Below are 19,030 nucleotides of genomic sequence, written 5' to 3'. Positions count from 1 at the left end.
ATGAAAAATATTGTTAAAAAACTTCAACAAAAAAAACTAAAAATTTCTTTTGCTGAGTCTTGTACTGGTGGAATGCTAGCATCAACTCTTACATCTATAAGTGGAGCCTCTAAAGTATTCAATCTAGGTTTGGTGACCTACTCTAATGATGCAAAGATTAATATTTTAAAAGTTAATAAAAAATTAATTCGAAAACATGGTGCCGTTAGTGCAGAATGTTGTGAAGCAATGGTAAAATGTTTATCCAAACTTTCAAAAGCTCAAATAAATGTATCAATTACTGGTATAGCAGGACCAAATGGCGGAACCAAGGCAAAACCTGTAGGACTTGTCTATATAGGGATTAAGAAATCTAACAAATTGCTAATAACTAAGAATATATTTAAACAAAAAACGAGAAACGCTATTCAAAAAGCAACTGTTAAAAAATCTTTAGAATTAGTTAATTCTTTAATTTAAATTGTTTCAGCTCTATCTTGAAAAGCATCAGCTATTTTGTTTAAGCCATATTCAAATGATTTTTCCATTAACATATTGAGAAATTTATTTTTAATTTCAAAGTCAACATCAAAATAAACTTCGGTCATATTATTTTTTTCAACAAACTTCCAATTATTTTGTAGATGAGTTAACGGACCCTCAATGTTTGTAACATTAATTGTATCAGTTTTTTTATCAAATCTTACATCACTTTTGTAAGTGTCATTAAACGGGCCCTTACCAATTGTAAGATCTGCAATTATAAAAATTTTATCTCCTTTTTCTTTTCTATCATAAACTTTGGAGCCCAAGCAAAAAGGAATAAACTCAGGATATTTTTCTATATCAAGAACAAACTCGATAAGTTTCTCTTTTTTTTTATCTATAATTCTTTTTACTGATGCCTTGGGCATTAATGACTATTTAATCTATTTTCTTTTAACTTAGAGAAATCTTCATCAGCATGATACGACGATCTAGTTAATGGTGATGATGAAACTAAAAGAAAACCTTTTGCTTTTGCAATTTTACCTAAATCCTCAAATTCTTTAGGATCATAATATCTATCAAGAGGATAATGTTTTGTTGATGGTTGAAGATATTGACCAATTGTTAAAAAGTCTACATCAGCAGCTCTTAAATCATCCATCACTTGTAAAATTTCATCTCGTGTTTCACCTAATCCAACCATAATACCTGATTTGGTAAAAATATTTTTGTCATGAAGTTTTGCATTTTTTAAAAGTTCTAATGATGCAAAATATCTAGACCCTGGTCTAACCTTTAAATATAAACTTGGGACAGTTTCAATGTTGTGATTGAAAACATCTGGGCTTGCCTCTAAAACTTTTTTATAGGCTTCACCTTTTCTTAAAAAATCAGGTGTTAAAACTTCGATAGTTGTATTTGGGTTCGTTTTTCTAGTTTGGTTAATCACTTCAAAAAAATGATTAGAACCACCGTCTTCTAAATCGTCTCTATCAACAGAGGTAATCACCACATGTCTTAAATTTAATTTTTTTACTGCTTCTGCAATTTTAACTGGCTCTAATTCATCTAATTTTCCTGGTACTCCTGTTTTGACATCACAAAATGCACAAGCTCTAGTACAGGTATCACCCATGATCATAAATGTTGCGTGTCTTTTACTCCAGCACTCTGTAATATTTGGACAGTTAGCTTCCTGACATACTGTTACAAGATTATTATTATTAACGATTGTTTTAGTTAGAAAAAATTCTTTGCTATTTGAAAGCTTTGACCTAATCCATTCTGGTTTTTTTTTAATTGGATTAACAGGTCTATTTACTTTCTCAGGATGTCTATTTTTCATTTGATTTAATTATGTAAATTTTTTCACCTTTTTTTCCAAAAAGGAACTTTTCTCTAATTAGTATTTCAACAAAATCTAAATCAAAATTATCACTTAAAAGTGAGTTTTTAAAACTAGTGTCCTTAATTTGTTTTGTTATTAACATTTCTTCTTTTTCAAGTTTATTTAGTAGGTCTTTTTTTTCAAAATAAGAGAAAAGACCTCTATCTCCAGATAATAAATTAGTAAAAAAATACAAGATCAAAAAAAATGAAACTATTATGAAGTAATTTTTTTTTAATTTATTGAGCATTAATGAATTTTATTCATTCTTGCATTTTTTCCAAGTTCTTCTTCTATTCTCAATAATTGGTTATATTTAGCAACTCTTTCTGATCTAGCTAAAGATCCAGTTTTGATTTGATTTGAATTTGTTCCAACTGCTAAATCAGCAATGAAAGTATCTTCACTTTCACCAGATCTGTGAGAAATGATTGTTTTAAATCCAATTGTTTGAGCAAACTTAATAACATCTAATGTTTCAGAAACTGTTCCAATTTGATTTAATTTTATTAAAATTGAATTTGAAGATAAGTTTAAAAAACCTTTTTTAAGTCTTTCAAGATTTGTAACATAAAGATCATCACCAACAATTTGAACTTTTTTTGTTGCTTTCATAAGTTTGTTCCAAGCGCCCCAATCATTTTCACCAAAAGGATCTTCTATGGATTTGATTTTATATTTATCAATCATTTTTTTATATTCTTTGATTGATTGATCTACAGAGATATATTTTTTAGAATGGATCGAATATTTATCTTTTTTAATTAATTCATTTGCCGCAACATCTAAACATATAGAAACGTCTTTACCATTTTTGAAACCTGATTTTTTAATCGCTAAAACTATTAAGTCTAAAGCTTGTTTGTTACTATCGATCATTGGCGCAAAACCTCCTTCATCACCTACTGAAGTCGACAATCCTTTTGCTGTAATTAATTTACTAAGATTTTTAATTACCAAATAACAAATTCTCATGGCTTCAGAAAATGATTTAGCTCTATCGGGTCTAATCATAAATTCTTGAACTCTCAGACCATTATTTGCGTGCGCACCACCATTAATTATGTTCATTAATGGATAAGGTAATTGAAAATTTTTAGTTATATAAAAAGATTTATACAAAGGTATTTTTTTTACTTTTGCAGATAACTTTTTAGCAGCCATTGATACAGCTAAAATTGCATTAGCTCCTAATCTTGTTTTTTGTCTTGTGCCATCTAGATTGATCAATATTTCATCTATTCTTACTTGATCGTAAATACTTTTATTTTTTAATGCTTTTGAAATTTTAGTGTTAACTAAATTAACAGCTGAAAAAACGCTTTTTCCTAAATATCTTTTATTTTTAGTATCTCTTTTTTCATATGCTTCATAAGTTCCAGTTGAGGCTCCCGATGGACAAATAGCTTTAGCACTCTGATTTTTAACATAAACTTCAGCTTCTACAGTTGGATTGCCTCTGCTATCAAAAACTTGTCTTGCTTTAACTTTTGTAATTTTACTCACTTAATTTTTAATAAGATTATCAATGTCGTTAAGTTGTTTTAAAAGATCTTCTAACTTATTTAATGGCACCATATTGGGGCCATCAGAAGGAGCGTTGTCAGGATCTTGATGGGTCTCTATAAATACTCCAGCAACTCCTACTGCAACAGCTGCTCTTGCTAAATATTCTACAAACTCTCTTTGTCCACCGCTAGCTTCACCTTGTCCACCAGGTTGTTGAACTGAATGAGTTGCATCAAAAATTACCGGATAACCATTTTTAGCCATTATAGGTAATGATCTCATGTCAGACACTAAAGTGTTGTAGCCAAAACTTGCTCCTCTTTCGGTTACTAATATTTTATCATTTCCAGAATCTGAAATTTTCTTTGTAACATTTACCATATCCCATGGGGCTAAGAACTGACCTTTTTTAACATTAATAATTTTATTTGTTTTAGCAGCAGCTATTAAGAGATCTGTTTGTCTGCAAAGAAATGCTGGGATTTGTAAAACATCAACATGTTCTGAAACAATTGTGCATTGTTCAGCATTATGAATGTCTGTTAAAATTGGAACATTTAATTCTTTTTTTATTTTATCAAAAACAGGTAGTGATGCCTCTAACCCTGCTCCTCTTTTTCCTTTTAGACTTGTTCGGTTAGCTTTATCAAAAGAAGTTTTGTAAATAAATCCAAGGTTATATTTGGAAGTTATGTCCTTTATCTTGCCTGCCATATCCATCGCGTGTTGTTCGGTTTCAAGCTGACAAGGACCTGCAATAATGCAAATCTTATTATTGTTAGAAATTTCTATATTTTCACAATTTACTTTAATCGCACTCATTTATGATTTTTCGCCGCTTTGATAAAAGATGAGAATAATGGATGTGGGTTCAAAGGTCTAGATTTAAATTCTGGATGAAACTGAACACCAATAAACCAAGGGTGATTTTTAAGTTCAATGATTTCTGGTAATTTATTATCTGGGGATAAACCTGAAAATATTAGACCTTTGCTCTCAAATTTCTCTTTGTACGAAATATCCACTTCATATCTATGTCTATGTCTCTCTTTAATTAATTTAGACTTATAAATATCCTTAATTTTTGATTTATCTTTTAAAATAGCTTGATAAGAACCCAGCCTCATTGTTCCACCTAAATCTTTATCTGTTCCTTTGATTTTTTTTCCACTTTTCTCCCATTCATGCATTAAGCCAACAATGTGAATGCCTCCTTTATCAAACTCAGATGAAGTTGCTTTTTTAATTTTTAATTGATTTCTTGCAAACTCTATTATCGCCATTTGCATACCATAACAAATACCAAGAAATGGTATCTTGTTTATTCTGGCATGTTTAATAGCTTCAATCTTACCCTCTGTTCCTCTTTTGCCAAATCCACCTGGAATTAAAATTCCTGAAACATTTTTGAGTTTATTTTTTATTTCTGAAACTTTTAATTTTTCAGAGTCAATTCTAACTAAATTTACTTTAAGGTTGTTAGTTATGCCACCATGGGTAAGTGCCTCATCTAAAGATTTGTAAGCATCTTTTAGTTCAACATATTTACCAATAATTGCAATGTTAACATGTCTTTTTGTATTAAGAGTAATTTGAGTTATTTTTTTCCAAGGGGTTAGGTTATTTGATTTTTTAGATTTTAATTTGAAATAATCTAAAACTTGAACATCTAGTTTTTCTTTTGCAAAACTAATTGGTGCCTCATAAATGGTTTTAACATCAACAGTTTCTATAACATTTTTAATATCAACGTTACAAAACAAAGATATTTTTTTTCTGTGTTCCAACGGAATTGCTCTTTCTGATCTACAAATAATAATATCAGGTTGAATTCCAATACTTCTTAATTCTTTAACTGAATGCTGAGTTGGTTTAGTTTTTATTTCATCTGATGCTTTTAAATAAGGAACTAAAGTTAAATGAATAAATAAAGCGTTTCTTTTTCCAATATCATTTGAAAATTGTCTTATTGCTTCTACGAATGGAAGACTTTCTATGTCTCCTACTATTCCACCTATTTCACAAATAATAAAATCTTCTTTTGATGTATCGTGATTTATAAACTCTTTAATTCTATCTGTGATGTGAGGAATAACTTGAACTGTTTTTCCAAGGTATTCTCCTTTTCTTTCTTTTCTAAGAACATCGCTATAAATTTTACCAGTTGTAATATTGTCTGTTTTCTTTGCTGTTACACCTGAAAATCTTTCGTAATGACCCAAATCTAAGTCTGTTTCCGCACCATCATCAGTTACAAAAACTTCTCCATGTTGAAATGGACTCATAGTTCCTGGATCTACATTTAAATAAGGATCTAATTTTCGTAAACGAACTTTATAACCTCTTGATTGTAATAAATATGCAAGGGATGCTGAAGAGAGACCTTTACCAAGAGAAGAAACCACGCCGCCGGTGACAAAGATATATCGCGCCATGGAATTATCTTATAGACCTTAAAAACAGAAATGAAAAGGATTAATTATTCTCAGGAATAGCAGGCGTATCTTCAGCCTGTTCTTCGACAGTGTCTAATATTGAGCTTGTTGGTGTTAACTCGCCTCTTGAAACAATTGTAAGTGCAAGACTGCAAATAATAAAAAGAGTAGCAACAATTGCTGTTGCTTTTGTCATGAAGTTACCAGCAGATCTTGAAAACATAAAATTTTCCTGAGAAACCCCTATCCCCAGAGCTCCACCTTCAGATTTTTGAACCAATACTAACAAAACAAGAATTAATGCAAAAATTATGTTTAGTACTAATAATATGTTTTCCATGTGGGGTTAATTATATGTTTTTTTTATTATATCAATGAATTTCTTTGAGTTTTGAGAGGCTCCTCCTATTAAATACCCATCAATATTATTTATTGTCTTTAATTCTGTAATATTTTTATCATTTACAGAACCGCCGTATAAAACTTTTACACTTTTTTTTACTTTGCTTTTAATAAAATTTATTGTTTTGTATAAATCCTCTGATGTGGGGATCATGCCACTACCAATAGCCCACACAGGCTCATACGCAATAATTAGATTTTTATTAAATTTTAAACCTTGTAGTCCAAGTTTTAATTGTCTTGATAATACCAGATTTGTTTTATTATTTTTTTTTTCTTTAATAGTTTCACCAATACAAAATATTACTTTTAAATTATTATTTAATGCAGTTTTAATTTTTAAGTTTATTAATTTATCAGACTCTCCTCTTTGACGGTTTTCAGAATGACCAAGAATTACATAGTTTGCTCCAACGCCTTTAATCATTTTGGCATTAATTGATCCTGTTAATGCTCCATAATCATTTTGATGATGACAGTTTTGCGCACCAACTTCAATTTTTGTTTTTTTCACCATTTGCGCCATAGGGCAAATTAAAGTGTGAGGAGGAACATAAACAACCTTATAATTTTTAATTTTAAATTTTTTTGAAAAACTGATTACTTTATCCACTAGTTTTAATGACTTGAAATCACCAAACATTTTCCAGTTGGCTATAAAATACATATATTTATTTGTCATAATGGAAAATTTAATCTATAGCTTTGTTTTTTATAGATCAATATATTTATAAAGCCATGATTGGAAGTTTAAGAAATTTTGCAAAAACAAAACTCGCTGGAGTTTTAGTTTTTATAATAATCATCCCTTTTGTATTCTGGGGAATGGGAAGTATGTTTAACAGTGGAAATACAAACAACATTGCCAAAATTAATAAAACAAACGTTTCTACACAAGATTTTATAGATTATCTAAATACTTCTGGTGTAAACAGGAAAACAATTCAAGAGAAAATGAATGAAGGTATTCTTGAAGAATTACTATCAACATTAGTTTCAACAACTTTATTAGATTTAGAAATACAAGATTTTGATATTATTGTTTCCGAGCAAACACTTTTAAGAAAAATTAAAAATAATAAGAGTTTTTTAGATGAAAATAATATTTTTCAAAGAACTGAATATGAAAAGTTTTTATTAACAAACAATATGTCTGCCCCAGCATTTGAAATTGCTTTATCAGACAGAGAAAAACAAAAACAATTATTTGATTATATAGGAGCAGGGTCTGTAACTCCTAAATTTTTAATTGATAAAAATTATCAAGAAACAAACAATAAATTGGATTTAAAATTTTTTCCTCTAAAAACTTTATATAAAAAGGAAAGTGATATTACAAAAACGGAAATAGAAAATTTTGTTGAAGAAAATAAAGAACAACTAAATAAAGAACATATTGATTTTAAGTATGTGCTTATAAATCCAAAAAATCTGATTGGTATAGATGAATTTAATCAAGATTTTTTTGATAAGATTGATTTTATTGAAAATGAAATTTCAAAAAATGTAAATTTTAAAACAATATTCTCTAACCTAGAACTGGAAGGTGAAATTGTTAAAGTAAAAGATTTTTCACTGTCAGAAAATCAAAAAGAAATAGAAGACAAAATATTTGCTAATAGATTTGATCAGGTTGGATTGATTGAAAATAAGAATGACTTTATTTTTTTTACTATTGATAAAACGGAATCAAAAGCACCAGATTTAAACAATGAGCAATCTGCTTCGGAAATGAAAAAACTGGTCTTTGAAAAAAATAAATTTGATTTTCATAGAAAAATTTTAGAAGAAATAAGTGATAAGTCTTTTGATAATTCAAAATTTAATGAATTAGGGAAAAATCTTGTTGAGGAAACTACCTTAAACTCGATTAAAGATAATAAAAAATTTGATATTAACTCAATCAAAGTTTTATACTCTTTACCAGTTGGGTCATTTACATTGATTAATAATAAAGAAGATATTTATCTTGCAAAAATTGAAAATATATCAGAACAAATTATCGATTATAACAGTGATGAGTACAAAACATTCTCATCAACTCAATTATCAAATGATAGAAAAAATATTCTTAGATCTTACGATACACATTTGAATGAAAAATATACTGTTGATGTTAATCAAAAGACTTTGGAAAGAGTTAAAAATTATTTCAAATGATAATAAACCGAAGCTTCAAAGATTTTAAGTTTCGACACAGAAGCAAAAAAAATCAAGTTATCTTTAGCTCTAAAAATGTCAAAGATGACAAAGCTATTTTAAATCTAATTGATAATTTTCTAAAAGAAAAAAATAGTTTTATTTTCGAGTCTGTCGAGAAAGGTAAAATAAGAGGTCGATATACAATTTTTGGGAAAGATCCTGATAAAATTTGGGAATTTAATGGCAATCAATCTTATCTTATAAAAAATAATAAAAAGATAAAACTTAAAGGTAAGCCAAATAAGATATTAGAAAATATTATTGAGGAATTTAAATTTGAAACACCTAAAAATCTTCCTCCAATATGTTCATTAATTTCTGGATATTTTTCCTATGATTCAATTAGATATATTGAACGTATTCCAGATAAATGTAAGAACGATCTTAACTTACCAGATGTAAGGTTGCTAAGACCTAGAACATTAATCATTCATGATAACCTTAAAAAAAAAATTCACTACATTATTAATGTTTTTAAGGATGAAAAAATTTCAAATTATCAGAAAAAATTTGAAGAAATTAAATTACAAATAAATCAAATTATTAATCAGTCTTCTGTTTCTATTGATCAAGATACTAAAATCAAATCAAATCAAGTTGTTAAAGTAAAATCCAATACTCCAAAAAAACGTTTTCTAAGTATGGTTAATAAAGCGAAAGAATACATTAAAATTGGTGACATCTTTCAAGTAGTCCTAAGCCAAAGATTTGAAGCAAATCTTACTAAAAAACCATTAGAAATTTATAAGAAATTAAGATTAACGAACCCTTCTCCATTTATGTTTTATTTCAATTTTAGTGACTTTCAAATTATAGGAGCAAGTCCTGAAATTCTAGTTAGATTAAGAGATGGAAATATAACTGTTAGACCCATAGCGGGTACTAGGCCAAGAGGTAAAACTACTAAAGAAGATAAGTTTTTTGAAAAGGATCTATTAAAAGATAAAAAAGAATTATCTGAACATTTAATGTTATTAGACTTGGGTAGAAATGATGCGGGTAAAGTTTCAAAAATTAATACAGTTAAGGTTACAGAAAGCTTTATTATAGAGAGATACTCACATGTAATGCACATAGTATCTAATGTAATTGGTAAATATGATAAAAAGTTTTCAAAATTTAAATCTCTTTTAGCTGGTTTTCCTGCTGGAACTGTTTCTGGTGCACCTAAAATAAGAGCTATGGAGATAATAGATGAATTAGAAAATACTAAGAGAAAAGTTTATGCTGGAGGTATTGGTTATTTTTCAGCTAATGGTGAATTTGATACTTGTATCGCATTAAGAACGGCAGTTGCTAAAAAGAATAAATTTTATGTTCAAGCAGGCGCTGGAATAGTTGCTGATAGTAAACCAATTAAAGAATATGAAGAAACAGTAAATAAAGCTAAAGCTTTAATCAACGCATTAAGATAATGAAAATATTATTAATAGATAATTACGATAGTTTTACATTTAACCTCTATCATTATCTTTCATCACTTAAGACGAAGGTGGATGTTATTAGAAATGACGAAATTACATCTAAAGAAATATTAAAAAACCGATATCAAAAAATTGTAATATCTCCAGGCCCAGGTAATCCTAATCAGGCAGGAAATTGTTTAAAAATTGTGAAAAATCTAAAAGAAAAATTACCAATATTTGGTGTTTGTCTAGGGCACCAAACCATAGGACAAGCTTTTGGGAGTAAGATTGTTCAGGCTAAAAAATTAATGCATGGAAAAACAAGTAAAATCATATCAAAAAATATGGGTATTTTTAAAAATATTCCTAATAAGTTTGAAGCTACTAGGTATCATAGTTTAATAATTGATAAGAAAAATATGAGCAAAGATTTATTAATTACAGCTGAAACAGAAGATGGAATAATTATGGGAATTCAACACAAAAAGTACAATATTCACGGTGTACAATTCCATCCTGAAAGTATTAAAACTAATGTTGGAATGAAATTATTAAAAAACTTTATAAATTATAAAAACTAATGAAAGAATTTTTAGAAAAAATTAAGCAGAAACAAAACCTTACTTTTGAAGAAAGTAAATCAGTATTTAATATATTGATGTCTGGTAATGCTAAAGATGAAGAGATTTATAAATTTTTAACACTATTATCTGAAAAAGGTGAAACAGCAGATGAAATAGCTGGAGGTGTGTTTGTTTTAAGAGAAAAATCTAAAAGAGTAAATGTTGAAGATTGTGTAGATACATGTGGAACAGGTGGAGATGGAATGAATACTTTAAATATCTCAACAGCATCTGCTTTATTGTTAGCAAGTATGGGTATCAAGATTGCAAAACATGGCAACAAAGCTGTTTCCTCACAATGTGGATCTGGTGATGTACTTGAAGAACTAAAAATTAGAATTGATTTAGAACCTAATGAAATAAAAAACTCAATTAATAGTAACAACTTTGGTTTTATGTTTGCACCAAACTATCACAGTGCAATGAAATATGTTGGGCCTACGAGGAAAAAAATTGGAAAAAGAACTATCTTTAATATGATTGGACCTTTAAGTAGCCCTGCTCTTGTTCAAAGACAAATCGTTGGTGTATTTGATAAAAAATTATTAGAAATATTTGCAAATGGGTTAAAAAATTTAGGAATAAAGTTTGCTTGGATTGTAAATAGTGAAGATGGATTAGATGAAATATCTCCATATGCTCCAACAAATGTTGTGCAGCTTAAAAATGGTGAAATAACAAAAATTACAATTGATCCAAAAAAAATTGGTATCAATGCAGATAAATTTGAAAACTTAGTTGGTGACGATGCTAAATTTAATTCAAAAAAAATAATAGATATATTTCAAGGTGAAGATAGTGATTTTTCTAAAGCGGTATGTTTAAATGCAGCAGCTGGATTGATAGTTAGTGAAAAGTTTTCAAATTTCGATGATGCTTATAAAAATGCTAGAGAACATATTCTATCTAAAAAAGCTTTTGATCATTTAAAAAAAATACAAAATGTCTGAAAACATACTAGAAAAAATAATCTCTAAAAAAATTAAGAGAGTTGATGAAATAAAGAAAACTACAAAAATTGAAGACCTTACGAAACTTATTGAAGAAAATAAAAGTTATATTAATTTTAAAGAAAAAATAAAAACAAATATCCAAGAAAACAAAACATCACTTATTGCTGAAATTAAAAAAGCAAGTCCTTCAGCTGGGGTAATTATTAATGATTATAATCCTGTTGATATTGCTAAAATCTATTATGAAAAGAAAGCAACTTGTTTATCTGTTTTAACTGAGGAAGAATTTTTCTTGGGAAATTTAATCCATATCAGTAAAATTAAAGATAAATTTAAACTACCTATTCTTTGCAAAGATTTTTTTATTGATAAGTTTCAAATACCACTTGCAAAAAGCTATGGTGCTGACGCTATTTTAATAATTCTTGCGGGTGTTAGTGATGATTTAGCTTATAATTTATATGAAGAAGCTTTAAGGTATAATATGTCGGTGATTGTTGAAGTTCATACAGTGGAAGAAGCAAAAAAAGCATTACATTTTAAAGAAGCTTTAATTGGAATTAATAATAGAGATTTAAAAACATTAAAAACAGATATAAATACAACCTACGCTATTTATGATGCGCTTAAAGAACATAAAGAACCTCTAATTTCTGAAAGTGGAATTAAAACAAAAGATGAGGTTTCAGATCTTCAGACAAAAACAAATATTAAAACTTTTTTAATTGGTGAATCACTTTTGAAAGATTTAGAAAAAAACTCCATTTTTTCAATTTTATAGTTAAATAATTCCCTATTTTACTTATTTTTTTTGCTATTGTGAAATATAAAGAACTTTTATAGAACATTATTTGTACGATATTTGTTCTTATGCTAACAAAAAAACAAAAAAATTTATTATTATTTATCAACAAGAAGTTGAGAAGTTCAGGTGTTTCACCTTCTTATGAAGAAATGAAGCAATCACTCAACCTGAAGTCGAAATCTGGAATACATAGATTAATTAGCGCTTTAGAGGAAAGAGGTTTCATTAAAAGACTTGCTCATAAAGCAAGAGCCTTAGAAGTTGTAAAGCTTCCAGAAACTGCATCTGCAAATGATATTTATAACAGCTTTTCACCTAGTGTTATTAAAGGTGGGTTAGATGAAGAAGTAAATAAATCTGATGATATGGAAGTTCCAGTATTAGGTAAAATTGCAGCTGGCACCCCAGTAGAAGCGATACAAAATGAGGTTTCTAGAATTCCATTACCAAATAATTTAGAAAAAAATGGTGATTATTTTGGACTAAAAGTTCAAGGTGACTCGATGATTGAAGCTGGTATCAATGAAGGAGATACAGTAATTATCAAAAGAACAGATACAGCGGACAATGGTAAAATTGTTGTAGCATTAATTGATGACCATGAGGCAATGTTAAAAAGAATTAGAAGAAAAGGTAAAGTTGTTGCCTTAGAAAGTGCTAATAGAAACTACGAAACAAAAATTTTTGGTCCCGACAGAGTAAAAGTTCAAGGTGTTTTAGTATCTTTATATAGAAACTTCTAAAAAAATAGTCTAAATACATCAGATGTCAAAAGTAGCAACTAGATTTGCTCCATCCCCTACTGGTCCCTTACATATTGGAGGTGTAAGAACAGCTTTATTTAATTGGTTATATTCTAAAAACCAAAATGGTAAGTTTTATTTAAGAATTGAAGATACTGATAAAGAAAGATCTAAAGACGAATACAAAAAACAAATAGTTAACTCACTTAAATGGATAGGAATTGAGCATGATGGAGAAGAGTATATTCAGTCAAATCAAATAGATAAACACATAGAAATTGCAAATCAACTTTTAAAGGATGGACATGCTTATAAGTGTTATTGCTCAACAGAGGAAATAGAAGAACAAAAAGAAAGAGCAAGACAAAAAAAAATCCCCTATATCTATAATAGAAAATGGAGAGATGCAGATGAAAAAGATACTCCAAAAGATGTAAAACCTGTCATTAGATTTAAGAGTAAAATTGAAGGAACTTCCATACTTAATGATTTAGTTCAAGGAGATGTGGAGATAGAAAATAATACTATAGAAGACTTTGTTATATTGAGAAATGATGGCACGCCAACATATAACTTATCAGCAACTGTAGATGATCATAATATGAATATGACACACATAATCAGAGGTGATGATCATAAGATAAATACTTTTAAGCAAATACAAATTTATTTAGCTATGAAATGGAATGTGCCAAAATTTGCACACATACCATTAATTCATACTATAGATGGAAAAAAATTATCTAAGAGAGACAATGCATCTACGCTAGATGATTATTCAAAAATAGGAATAATACCTGATGCACTTAGAAACTATCTTTTAAGACTTGGATGGTCATATAAGGATAAGGAAATTTTCACAAAAGAAGAAAGTATTAAATACTTTAATTTTGAAGGTATTGGTAAATCGCCATCTAAATTGGATATGAGTAGAATACTATCAATGAATGAACATTATATTAAGAATTTGGATGAAGATTTATTATTTAAAAACTTAGAAATATATTGTGAAGAATTTAAACAAAAAATTCCTGATAAAAAAAAAGGAAATATTAAAAGATCTCTATGCTTTTTAAAAAATAAAGCCAAAACATTAGAAGATATAAACAACAACTTAAAATATATAATTGTTGAAAATATAGAGATAAATCAAGACTCTCTAGAAATAATTAATGACAAGTCAAAAAAAATCATCAATGAATTCAAATTAGAATTTGAAAAACTTGAAACTATAAATAAAGAAACATTAGAACCAATTGTAAATACTTTGATATCGGATAATGAGACTAACTTCAAAGGTGTGGGTCAGCCTTTAAGAGTAATGCTCACTGGTTCAAAATTTGGTCCAGGAATTTATGATATTATTACCTCACTAGATAAACACGAGGTAATCAAAAGATTATCAGCTTAAATTTTGCATTATTACTTTAGCTGCTTCCTCTGTAGATGACGATTGAGATTTGATATTACTAAGAGTTTTCTGAATTTTATTCAACATAAGCTCAACCATTTTGGGATTTTTTAAAAGATATATAACCGAATTTGAAATTTCTTTAGGATTGCACTCATTTTGAATGAGCTCAGGAATGATTTCTTTATCGTTAATAATATTAATTATATTGGCAAATCTAATTTTTACTAATGATTTAATTATGAAATAATTAATGAAATTTAATTTATAGATTATTATTGATGGAATGTTTTGATTGCAAATCTCAAGAGAAACAGTGCCAGATTTGCTTATCGCAAATATTGATTTTGATAATGTGCTAAATTTAATTTCAGGGTCAGAAATTATATCAATATTATCTATATTTGTTTCTTTCAGATATTTTTCAATAAAATCTTTTGTTTCATTAGTTGCGTGAAATACAAAATTTAAATTTTTTAATTTATTGTTAATTAAAACTACAGATTTTAATAAAATTGGTAATAAAATATCTATTTCAGATTTTCTACTTCCAGGAAATATCGATACAATTTTTTTAGAATTATCAAAATAATTATCTAAATTTATCTTACTTGAGACTTTCTTTTCTAATAAAGGATGACCTACAAAAGTATTGCTTATATTTTCTTTATCAAAATATTTTTGTTCAAATTTAAAAAGTAAAAGAACATGATCTAAAAATTTTTTGAATTTTTTTAATCTACCCTCTCTCCATACCCAAACTTGTGGAGCTACGTAATGTATTGTTTTTATATCATAATTTTTTTTCTTAACTCTTTCTGATACCCTAAGTGTAAAATCTGGACTATCGACACTTAACAAAATATCTGGTTTAAATTCTAATATTGAATTAACAGTTTGATTTATTCTTTTATTAATTTTAAAAATATTCAACAATACGCTTGTGAAAGCTAAATGTGTTATATCTTTTAAATCAAAAATACTTTTAATACCTAATGAATTAAGGTATTCCCCACCAACACATCTATATTCTATTTGTTCATATTTCTCTTTTAATTTTTTAACAACTTCTGAAGCTAATTTATCTCCAGATGGTTCACCGGTAACAATGAATATTTTTTTCATATAACGCTTATAAAAATTTTATTTTTGTTTGCAAAATCAATACAGTCTTTTTTATTAAGAAAAATATTTTGATTAGATTTTAACACTATTCCTTTTAAGCCTTGTTTTTTAGATTCTTTCAAAGTTTTTATTCCAATTGTGGGTAAATCAATTCTGAGGTCCTGTTTTTTTTTAGGAAATTTAATAAGAATACCACCTTTCTTATTTTTTGAATTTAATATCATTTTACTTGTACCGAATTTTGTTTCTTTTAATAAAATTTTACCTTCTCTAACAATTATTGCTTGAATATGATCAAGGGGATTTAACTTTTTAAAAAAATTTATACCTGTATTTATATCTTTCTTGTCAAAAAACACTGGTTTCAACTTAGTATAATTACCTTTTGAAACTGTCAAATCATTGTTGAATAAATTAGATCGCACAACTGAAATTTTTTCATCTTTTAATATACTGATAATACTTTTAATTATAGCAGCATCGCCTTTCTTATAAGCTTTAATAACTCTTGGAATATAATAAATACCTTTTACGTCTAATCTTAATGATGAAAGATTTGGCTTTGCAATTTTTCCTGCAAATAAAACTTTTTTGCATTTTTTCTCATGGATTAATTTTAAAATTGATCCGAACTTTCCTATACTAATTCGATAACTATTCTTATCTTTTTTAAATTTGTTTTTTTTTGATAGATCAATAATAAAGTATTTTTGTTTTTTTGACTTTACTTTTGATAATACTATTTCTGGAAATTCAGTATCTCCTAAAAATAAACCAATCATTTTTTTTCAAAATAATTAAAGTTAATCACAACTCTAATATTTTCATCAGTACATTCAACACCACAATGTTTTTGATGCCCATCAAAAATAACAATTCTGTTAGCTTTACTCTCTATTTTTTTACCATTTTGAAATAGTGTGCCTCCATTATTAGTATTGCAGTAATATACTGCAGTTTTGATACCTTTTTCATCTGTATCAATATGCATTGGAGCTTTTTCATTAGTTTCTTTCTTTGTGGTTAAATTTGCTTTTATTCTATAAAGTTTTTCTACATTCAGTTTGTTAATAATTGGTAAAAGTATTTTGAAATAATTTGAAACAATTTTACCACCATCATCTACAAATAAATGTGAAAATTGGTAAAGACCATCTTGAAGTTCTGATTTTCCATTAACAAAAAACCATGGGAATTTCGCCTCTAAAATTACTCTTCTAAATTTATGAAACAATTCTGGTTCAATTAAATGATCTATTACTTTCATTATTTAGAAAAGGGAGTGCAAATTGGTCTTTTTTTATCTTTTGTTAAAAAATCAACAACTTCTTTAACCATTGCTACTTTCATAAAACTTTCATCAAGTTCGTCAATATTCTTTAAAAAATTTTCATTTTTAAAAATTATTTTATAAGCTTCACTTAATTTAATTATATCTTTATTATCTAAATTTTTCCTTCTTAATCCAATCAAATTCAGACCTTGTAATACACTTCTATTTCCAAGAGCAATACCATAGGGTATTACGTCTCTTACCACGCCGCACATTCCACCAATCATTGCACCTCTTCCTATTCTAGTAAATTGTTGCACAGCTGAATTTCCCCCAATTATAACACCATCTTCAATTATAGCGTGTCCACCTAAAGGAACATTATTTGCCAGAATAACATTATCACCCACTATACAGTCATGAGCGACGTGTGATGAAACCATAAATAAACAATTGTTACCTACTATTGTTTTTTTACCTCCACCAGCTGTTCCTGGATTCATGGTTACATATTCTCTAATTTTGTTTCCATTTCCTATAATCAATTCAGTATTTTCACCACTGAACTTTAAATCTTGAGGATCATTGCCAATTGAGCAAAAAGGATAAAATATATTTCCTTCTCCAATTTTTGTATTTCCTGAAATATTAACGTGAGAATGTAATTTATTATTATCTGCTATTTTAACATTGGGACCAACTACACAATAAGGTCCTATTTCAACGTTGTTGCCAATCTTGGCATTTTTATCAATTATAGAGGTATCATGTATCATTTTTTTCTTTTCAATAAATCTAATATACTTTTTTTTTCTTTTAAAAAATTTCTTATACTAGTTGCAGGATATCCCATTACTTTAGAGTTATCCTTAAGATCATCCAAAACTCCAGAGCCTCCACCAATTTGAACATTGTGACCAATTTTAAGATGACCAGATATACCAGCCTGTCCACCAATCATTACATTATTTCCTAAAGATGAACTTCCTGCAAATCCTACTTGGCCAGCAACAATGCAATTTTCACCAATTTTATTATTATGAGCAATATGAACTTGATTATCAATATAAGTGTTTTTTCCTATTACGGTATTCGACATCGATCCCCTATCAATTGTTGCGCCACAACCTATTTCACAGTTGTCATCTATAATCACAATACCAATATGAGGGTATCTTACATTTTTGTCTTTGTTTGGAAAAAAACCAAAACCTTTTTTTCCAATAATTGCTCCATCTAATATACTTACATTATTTTTTATTAAAGAATTTCTTAATATAACATTAGATCCAATAGTACAGTCATCTCCAATTATAACATTGCTTTCTATAATTGAGTTATGTCCTATTTTGCAATTTTTTCCTATTTGAACATTCTTTCCAATAAAAATATTTCTTCCATAAAAGATATCATCTTTGAAAGATGTTTTCTCAATTTCAACAACACTAGAGTCAAAATCATCAGTTACAGAAGTGGGATAAAATTTTTTTGTTATTTCTGCAATACTAAGGAGAACATTGTCTACTATTATAGGTTCGCAAGTATTTGGCAAGTATTTAGCTAAATTTTCTAAAGTTATACAACAAGATGCTTTTGTGGTTGAGGCAAGTTTTTCATAATTCTTATTATGAAAAAAAGTTAATTCATTTGTGTTAGCAGATGAGAGATCTTTTACATCTTTTATCAAAATATTTTCAACTGAATTTGGTAAAGATATCGATAAATTTAAAAAAGTTAAAATTTGTTTTAAATTAAAAGGACCAAAGTTTTTAAAGAATGGATTCATTGTATTATGTATCTATCAAAAATTGACTATAAATCTTATCAATAAATATTACTGATTATTTTTTATCTACTATAGTAGCAGACCATATTGCATCTGCCACTTTGATATCATTTACAAATGCATCACCTTGATATTTCCAAACTCTACCATGAGATCTTATAGCTTTAATTTTTAAAATTAAATCACAATCTGGAATTACAGGATTTCTAAATCTTGCTTTTTCTACTGTCATCAAAAAAACAAGTTTATTTTCGTATGTGGCTTTATCTAGTCCATGTGCAGTTAAAGCAGCTGCAGCTTGACCAAAAGACTCCACAATTAATACACCAGGCATTACGGGTTGACCAGGAAAATGACCTTGAACGAAAAAACTGTCTTTTTTAACTTTTACAACAGCAGTCGCAGACTCTAGTTTTTTAATATCATATAACTCGTCTACTAATAGCATTGGTTCTCTATGAGGTAGTAAATTAGCGATATCAGTTTTATTCAATTTCATAAA

Annotated in this window: 22 protein-coding genes; 8 read left to right on the top strand and 14 right to left on the bottom strand. The window is 27.8% G+C overall.

From position 1 onward, the window contains the following. A complete protein-coding gene (locus tag ACTT9P_RS04315) occupies positions 1-459 on the top strand; it encodes a CinA family protein (RefSeq protein ID WP_440909468.1) in 459 nt (152 codons plus the stop codon). Here the strand turns inward: ACTT9P_RS04315 and ACTT9P_RS04310 are convergent. The 8 genes from ACTT9P_RS04310 to tpiA are packed head-to-tail and all read right to left on the bottom strand — an operon-like array spanning position 456 to position 6,883. Continuing rightward, positions 456-893 carry a type II toxin-antitoxin system RatA family toxin gene (locus tag ACTT9P_RS04310; RefSeq protein WP_440909467.1) on the bottom strand — a complete coding sequence of 146 codons (438 nt, stop codon included), beginning with the start codon at positions 891-893 and terminating at the stop codon, positions 456-458. The two genes, ACTT9P_RS04315 and ACTT9P_RS04310, sit on opposite strands and share 4 nt — an antisense overlap. Next, positions 893-1,813, bottom strand: a complete 921-nt coding sequence (lipA, locus tag ACTT9P_RS04305; protein WP_440909466.1) for a lipoyl synthase — start codon at positions 1,811-1,813, stop codon at positions 893-895. The genes ACTT9P_RS04310 and lipA overlap by 1 nt, the downstream gene beginning before the upstream one ends. Further along, positions 1,803-2,105 carry an FtsB family cell division protein gene (locus ACTT9P_RS04300; RefSeq protein ID WP_440909465.1) on the bottom strand — a complete coding sequence of 101 codons (303 nt, stop codon included), beginning with the start codon at positions 2,103-2,105 and terminating at the stop codon, positions 1,803-1,805. Before ACTT9P_RS04300 ends, lipA begins: the two co-directional genes overlap by 11 nt. Beyond that, positions 2,105-3,361 (bottom strand): phosphopyruvate hydratase, encoded by a 1,257-nt coding sequence (gene eno / locus ACTT9P_RS04295; RefSeq protein WP_440909464.1) that lies wholly within the window; start codon positions 3,359-3,361, stop codon positions 2,105-2,107. Before eno ends, ACTT9P_RS04300 begins: the two co-directional genes overlap by 1 nt. Continuing rightward, positions 3,362-4,186 carry a 3-deoxy-8-phosphooctulonate synthase gene (gene kdsA, locus ACTT9P_RS04290; RefSeq protein ID WP_440909463.1) on the bottom strand — a complete coding sequence of 275 codons (825 nt, stop codon included), beginning with the start codon at positions 4,184-4,186 and terminating at the stop codon, positions 3,362-3,364. It lies immediately after the preceding gene. Further along, positions 4,183-5,799: a CTP synthase gene (locus ACTT9P_RS04285; RefSeq protein ID WP_440909462.1), complete on the bottom strand. Its 1,617-nt coding sequence runs from the start codon at positions 5,797-5,799 to the stop codon at positions 4,183-4,185. The genes kdsA and ACTT9P_RS04285 overlap by 4 nt, the downstream gene beginning before the upstream one ends. Positions 5,800-5,839: 40 nt before the next feature. After that, the gene (gene secG, locus ACTT9P_RS04280; protein ID WP_440909461.1) at positions 5,840-6,139 is read right to left on the bottom strand and encodes a preprotein translocase subunit SecG; all 300 of its coding nucleotides are present in this window, start codon (positions 6,137-6,139) and stop codon (positions 5,840-5,842) included. 6 nt (positions 6,140-6,145) lie between these two features. Further along, positions 6,146-6,883: a triose-phosphate isomerase gene (gene tpiA / locus ACTT9P_RS04275; protein ID WP_440909460.1), complete on the bottom strand. Its 738-nt coding sequence runs from the start codon at positions 6,881-6,883 to the stop codon at positions 6,146-6,148. Positions 6,884-6,939: 56 nt separating this feature from the next. On the opposite strand from tpiA, the gene ACTT9P_RS04270 reads away from it, so the two are divergent. From ACTT9P_RS04270 to gltX, 7 genes are all read left to right on the top strand, one after another. Then, positions 6,940-8,361 (top strand): SurA N-terminal domain-containing protein, encoded by a 1,422-nt coding sequence (locus ACTT9P_RS04270; protein ID WP_440909459.1) that lies wholly within the window; start codon positions 6,940-6,942, stop codon positions 8,359-8,361. Further along, positions 8,358-9,818 (top strand): anthranilate synthase component I, encoded by a 1,461-nt coding sequence (trpE, locus tag ACTT9P_RS04265; protein ID WP_440909458.1) that lies wholly within the window; start codon positions 8,358-8,360, stop codon positions 9,816-9,818. Before ACTT9P_RS04270 ends, trpE begins: the two co-directional genes overlap by 4 nt. Beyond that, a complete protein-coding gene (locus ACTT9P_RS04260) occupies positions 9,818-10,390 on the top strand; it encodes an anthranilate synthase component II (RefSeq protein ID WP_440909457.1) in 573 nt (190 codons plus the stop codon). Before trpE ends, ACTT9P_RS04260 begins: the two co-directional genes overlap by 1 nt. Beyond that, entirely contained in the window at positions 10,390-11,382 is a 993-nt protein-coding gene (trpD, locus tag ACTT9P_RS04255; protein ID WP_440909456.1) for an anthranilate phosphoribosyltransferase, read from the top strand. The genes ACTT9P_RS04260 and trpD overlap by 1 nt, the downstream gene beginning before the upstream one ends. After that, positions 11,375-12,166 carry an indole-3-glycerol phosphate synthase TrpC gene (locus ACTT9P_RS04250; RefSeq protein ID WP_440909455.1) on the top strand — a complete coding sequence of 264 codons (792 nt, stop codon included), beginning with the start codon at positions 11,375-11,377 and terminating at the stop codon, positions 12,164-12,166. Before trpD ends, ACTT9P_RS04250 begins: the two co-directional genes overlap by 8 nt. Positions 12,167-12,255: 89 nt before the next feature. Then, positions 12,256-12,933, top strand: a complete 678-nt coding sequence (gene lexA, locus ACTT9P_RS04245) for a transcriptional repressor LexA (RefSeq protein WP_440909454.1) — start codon at positions 12,256-12,258, stop codon at positions 12,931-12,933. 22 nt (positions 12,934-12,955) lie between these two features. After that, a complete protein-coding gene (gene gltX, locus ACTT9P_RS04240) occupies positions 12,956-14,344 on the top strand; it encodes a glutamate--tRNA ligase (protein WP_440909453.1) in 1,389 nt (462 codons plus the stop codon). On the opposite strand, the gene lpxB is transcribed toward gltX, so the two are convergent. The 6 genes from lpxB to fabZ are packed head-to-tail and all read right to left on the bottom strand — an operon-like array spanning position 14,336 to position 19,027. After that, positions 14,336-15,469 (bottom strand): lipid-A-disaccharide synthase, encoded by a 1,134-nt coding sequence (gene lpxB / locus ACTT9P_RS04235; RefSeq protein ID WP_440909452.1) that lies wholly within the window; start codon positions 15,467-15,469, stop codon positions 14,336-14,338. The genes gltX and lpxB overlap by 9 nt on opposite strands. Continuing rightward, the gene (lpxI, locus tag ACTT9P_RS04230) at positions 15,466-16,251 is read right to left on the bottom strand and encodes a UDP-2,3-diacylglucosamine diphosphatase LpxI domain-containing protein (RefSeq protein WP_440909451.1); all 786 of its coding nucleotides are present in this window, start codon (positions 16,249-16,251) and stop codon (positions 15,466-15,468) included. Before lpxI ends, lpxB begins: the two co-directional genes overlap by 4 nt. Then, on the bottom strand, positions 16,248-16,736 hold the full coding sequence (locus ACTT9P_RS04225) for a hypothetical protein (RefSeq protein ID WP_440909450.1): 489 nt from the start codon (positions 16,734-16,736) through the stop codon (positions 16,248-16,250). Before ACTT9P_RS04225 ends, lpxI begins: the two co-directional genes overlap by 4 nt. After that, positions 16,736-17,518, bottom strand: coding sequence for an acyl-ACP--UDP-N-acetylglucosamine O-acyltransferase (gene lpxA, locus ACTT9P_RS04220; RefSeq protein WP_440909449.1), 783 nt, complete (start codon positions 17,516-17,518; stop codon positions 16,736-16,738). The genes ACTT9P_RS04225 and lpxA overlap by 1 nt, the downstream gene beginning before the upstream one ends. Further along, positions 17,515-18,528 (bottom strand): UDP-3-O-(3-hydroxymyristoyl)glucosamine N-acyltransferase, encoded by a 1,014-nt coding sequence (lpxD, locus tag ACTT9P_RS04215; protein ID WP_440909448.1) that lies wholly within the window; start codon positions 18,526-18,528, stop codon positions 17,515-17,517. Before lpxD ends, lpxA begins: the two co-directional genes overlap by 4 nt. Before the next feature lie 55 nt (positions 18,529-18,583). After that, positions 18,584-19,027, bottom strand: a complete 444-nt coding sequence (gene fabZ, locus ACTT9P_RS04210; RefSeq protein WP_440909447.1) for a 3-hydroxyacyl-ACP dehydratase FabZ — start codon at positions 19,025-19,027, stop codon at positions 18,584-18,586. Positions 19,028-19,030 lie beyond the last annotated feature (3 nt).

It is taken from the genome of Candidatus Pelagibacter sp. (genome assembly GCF_052048095.1).
Lineage (GTDB): Bacteria > Pseudomonadota > Alphaproteobacteria > Pelagibacterales > Pelagibacteraceae > Pelagibacter.
This window is presented reverse-complemented; position numbering and strand designations above follow the sequence as displayed.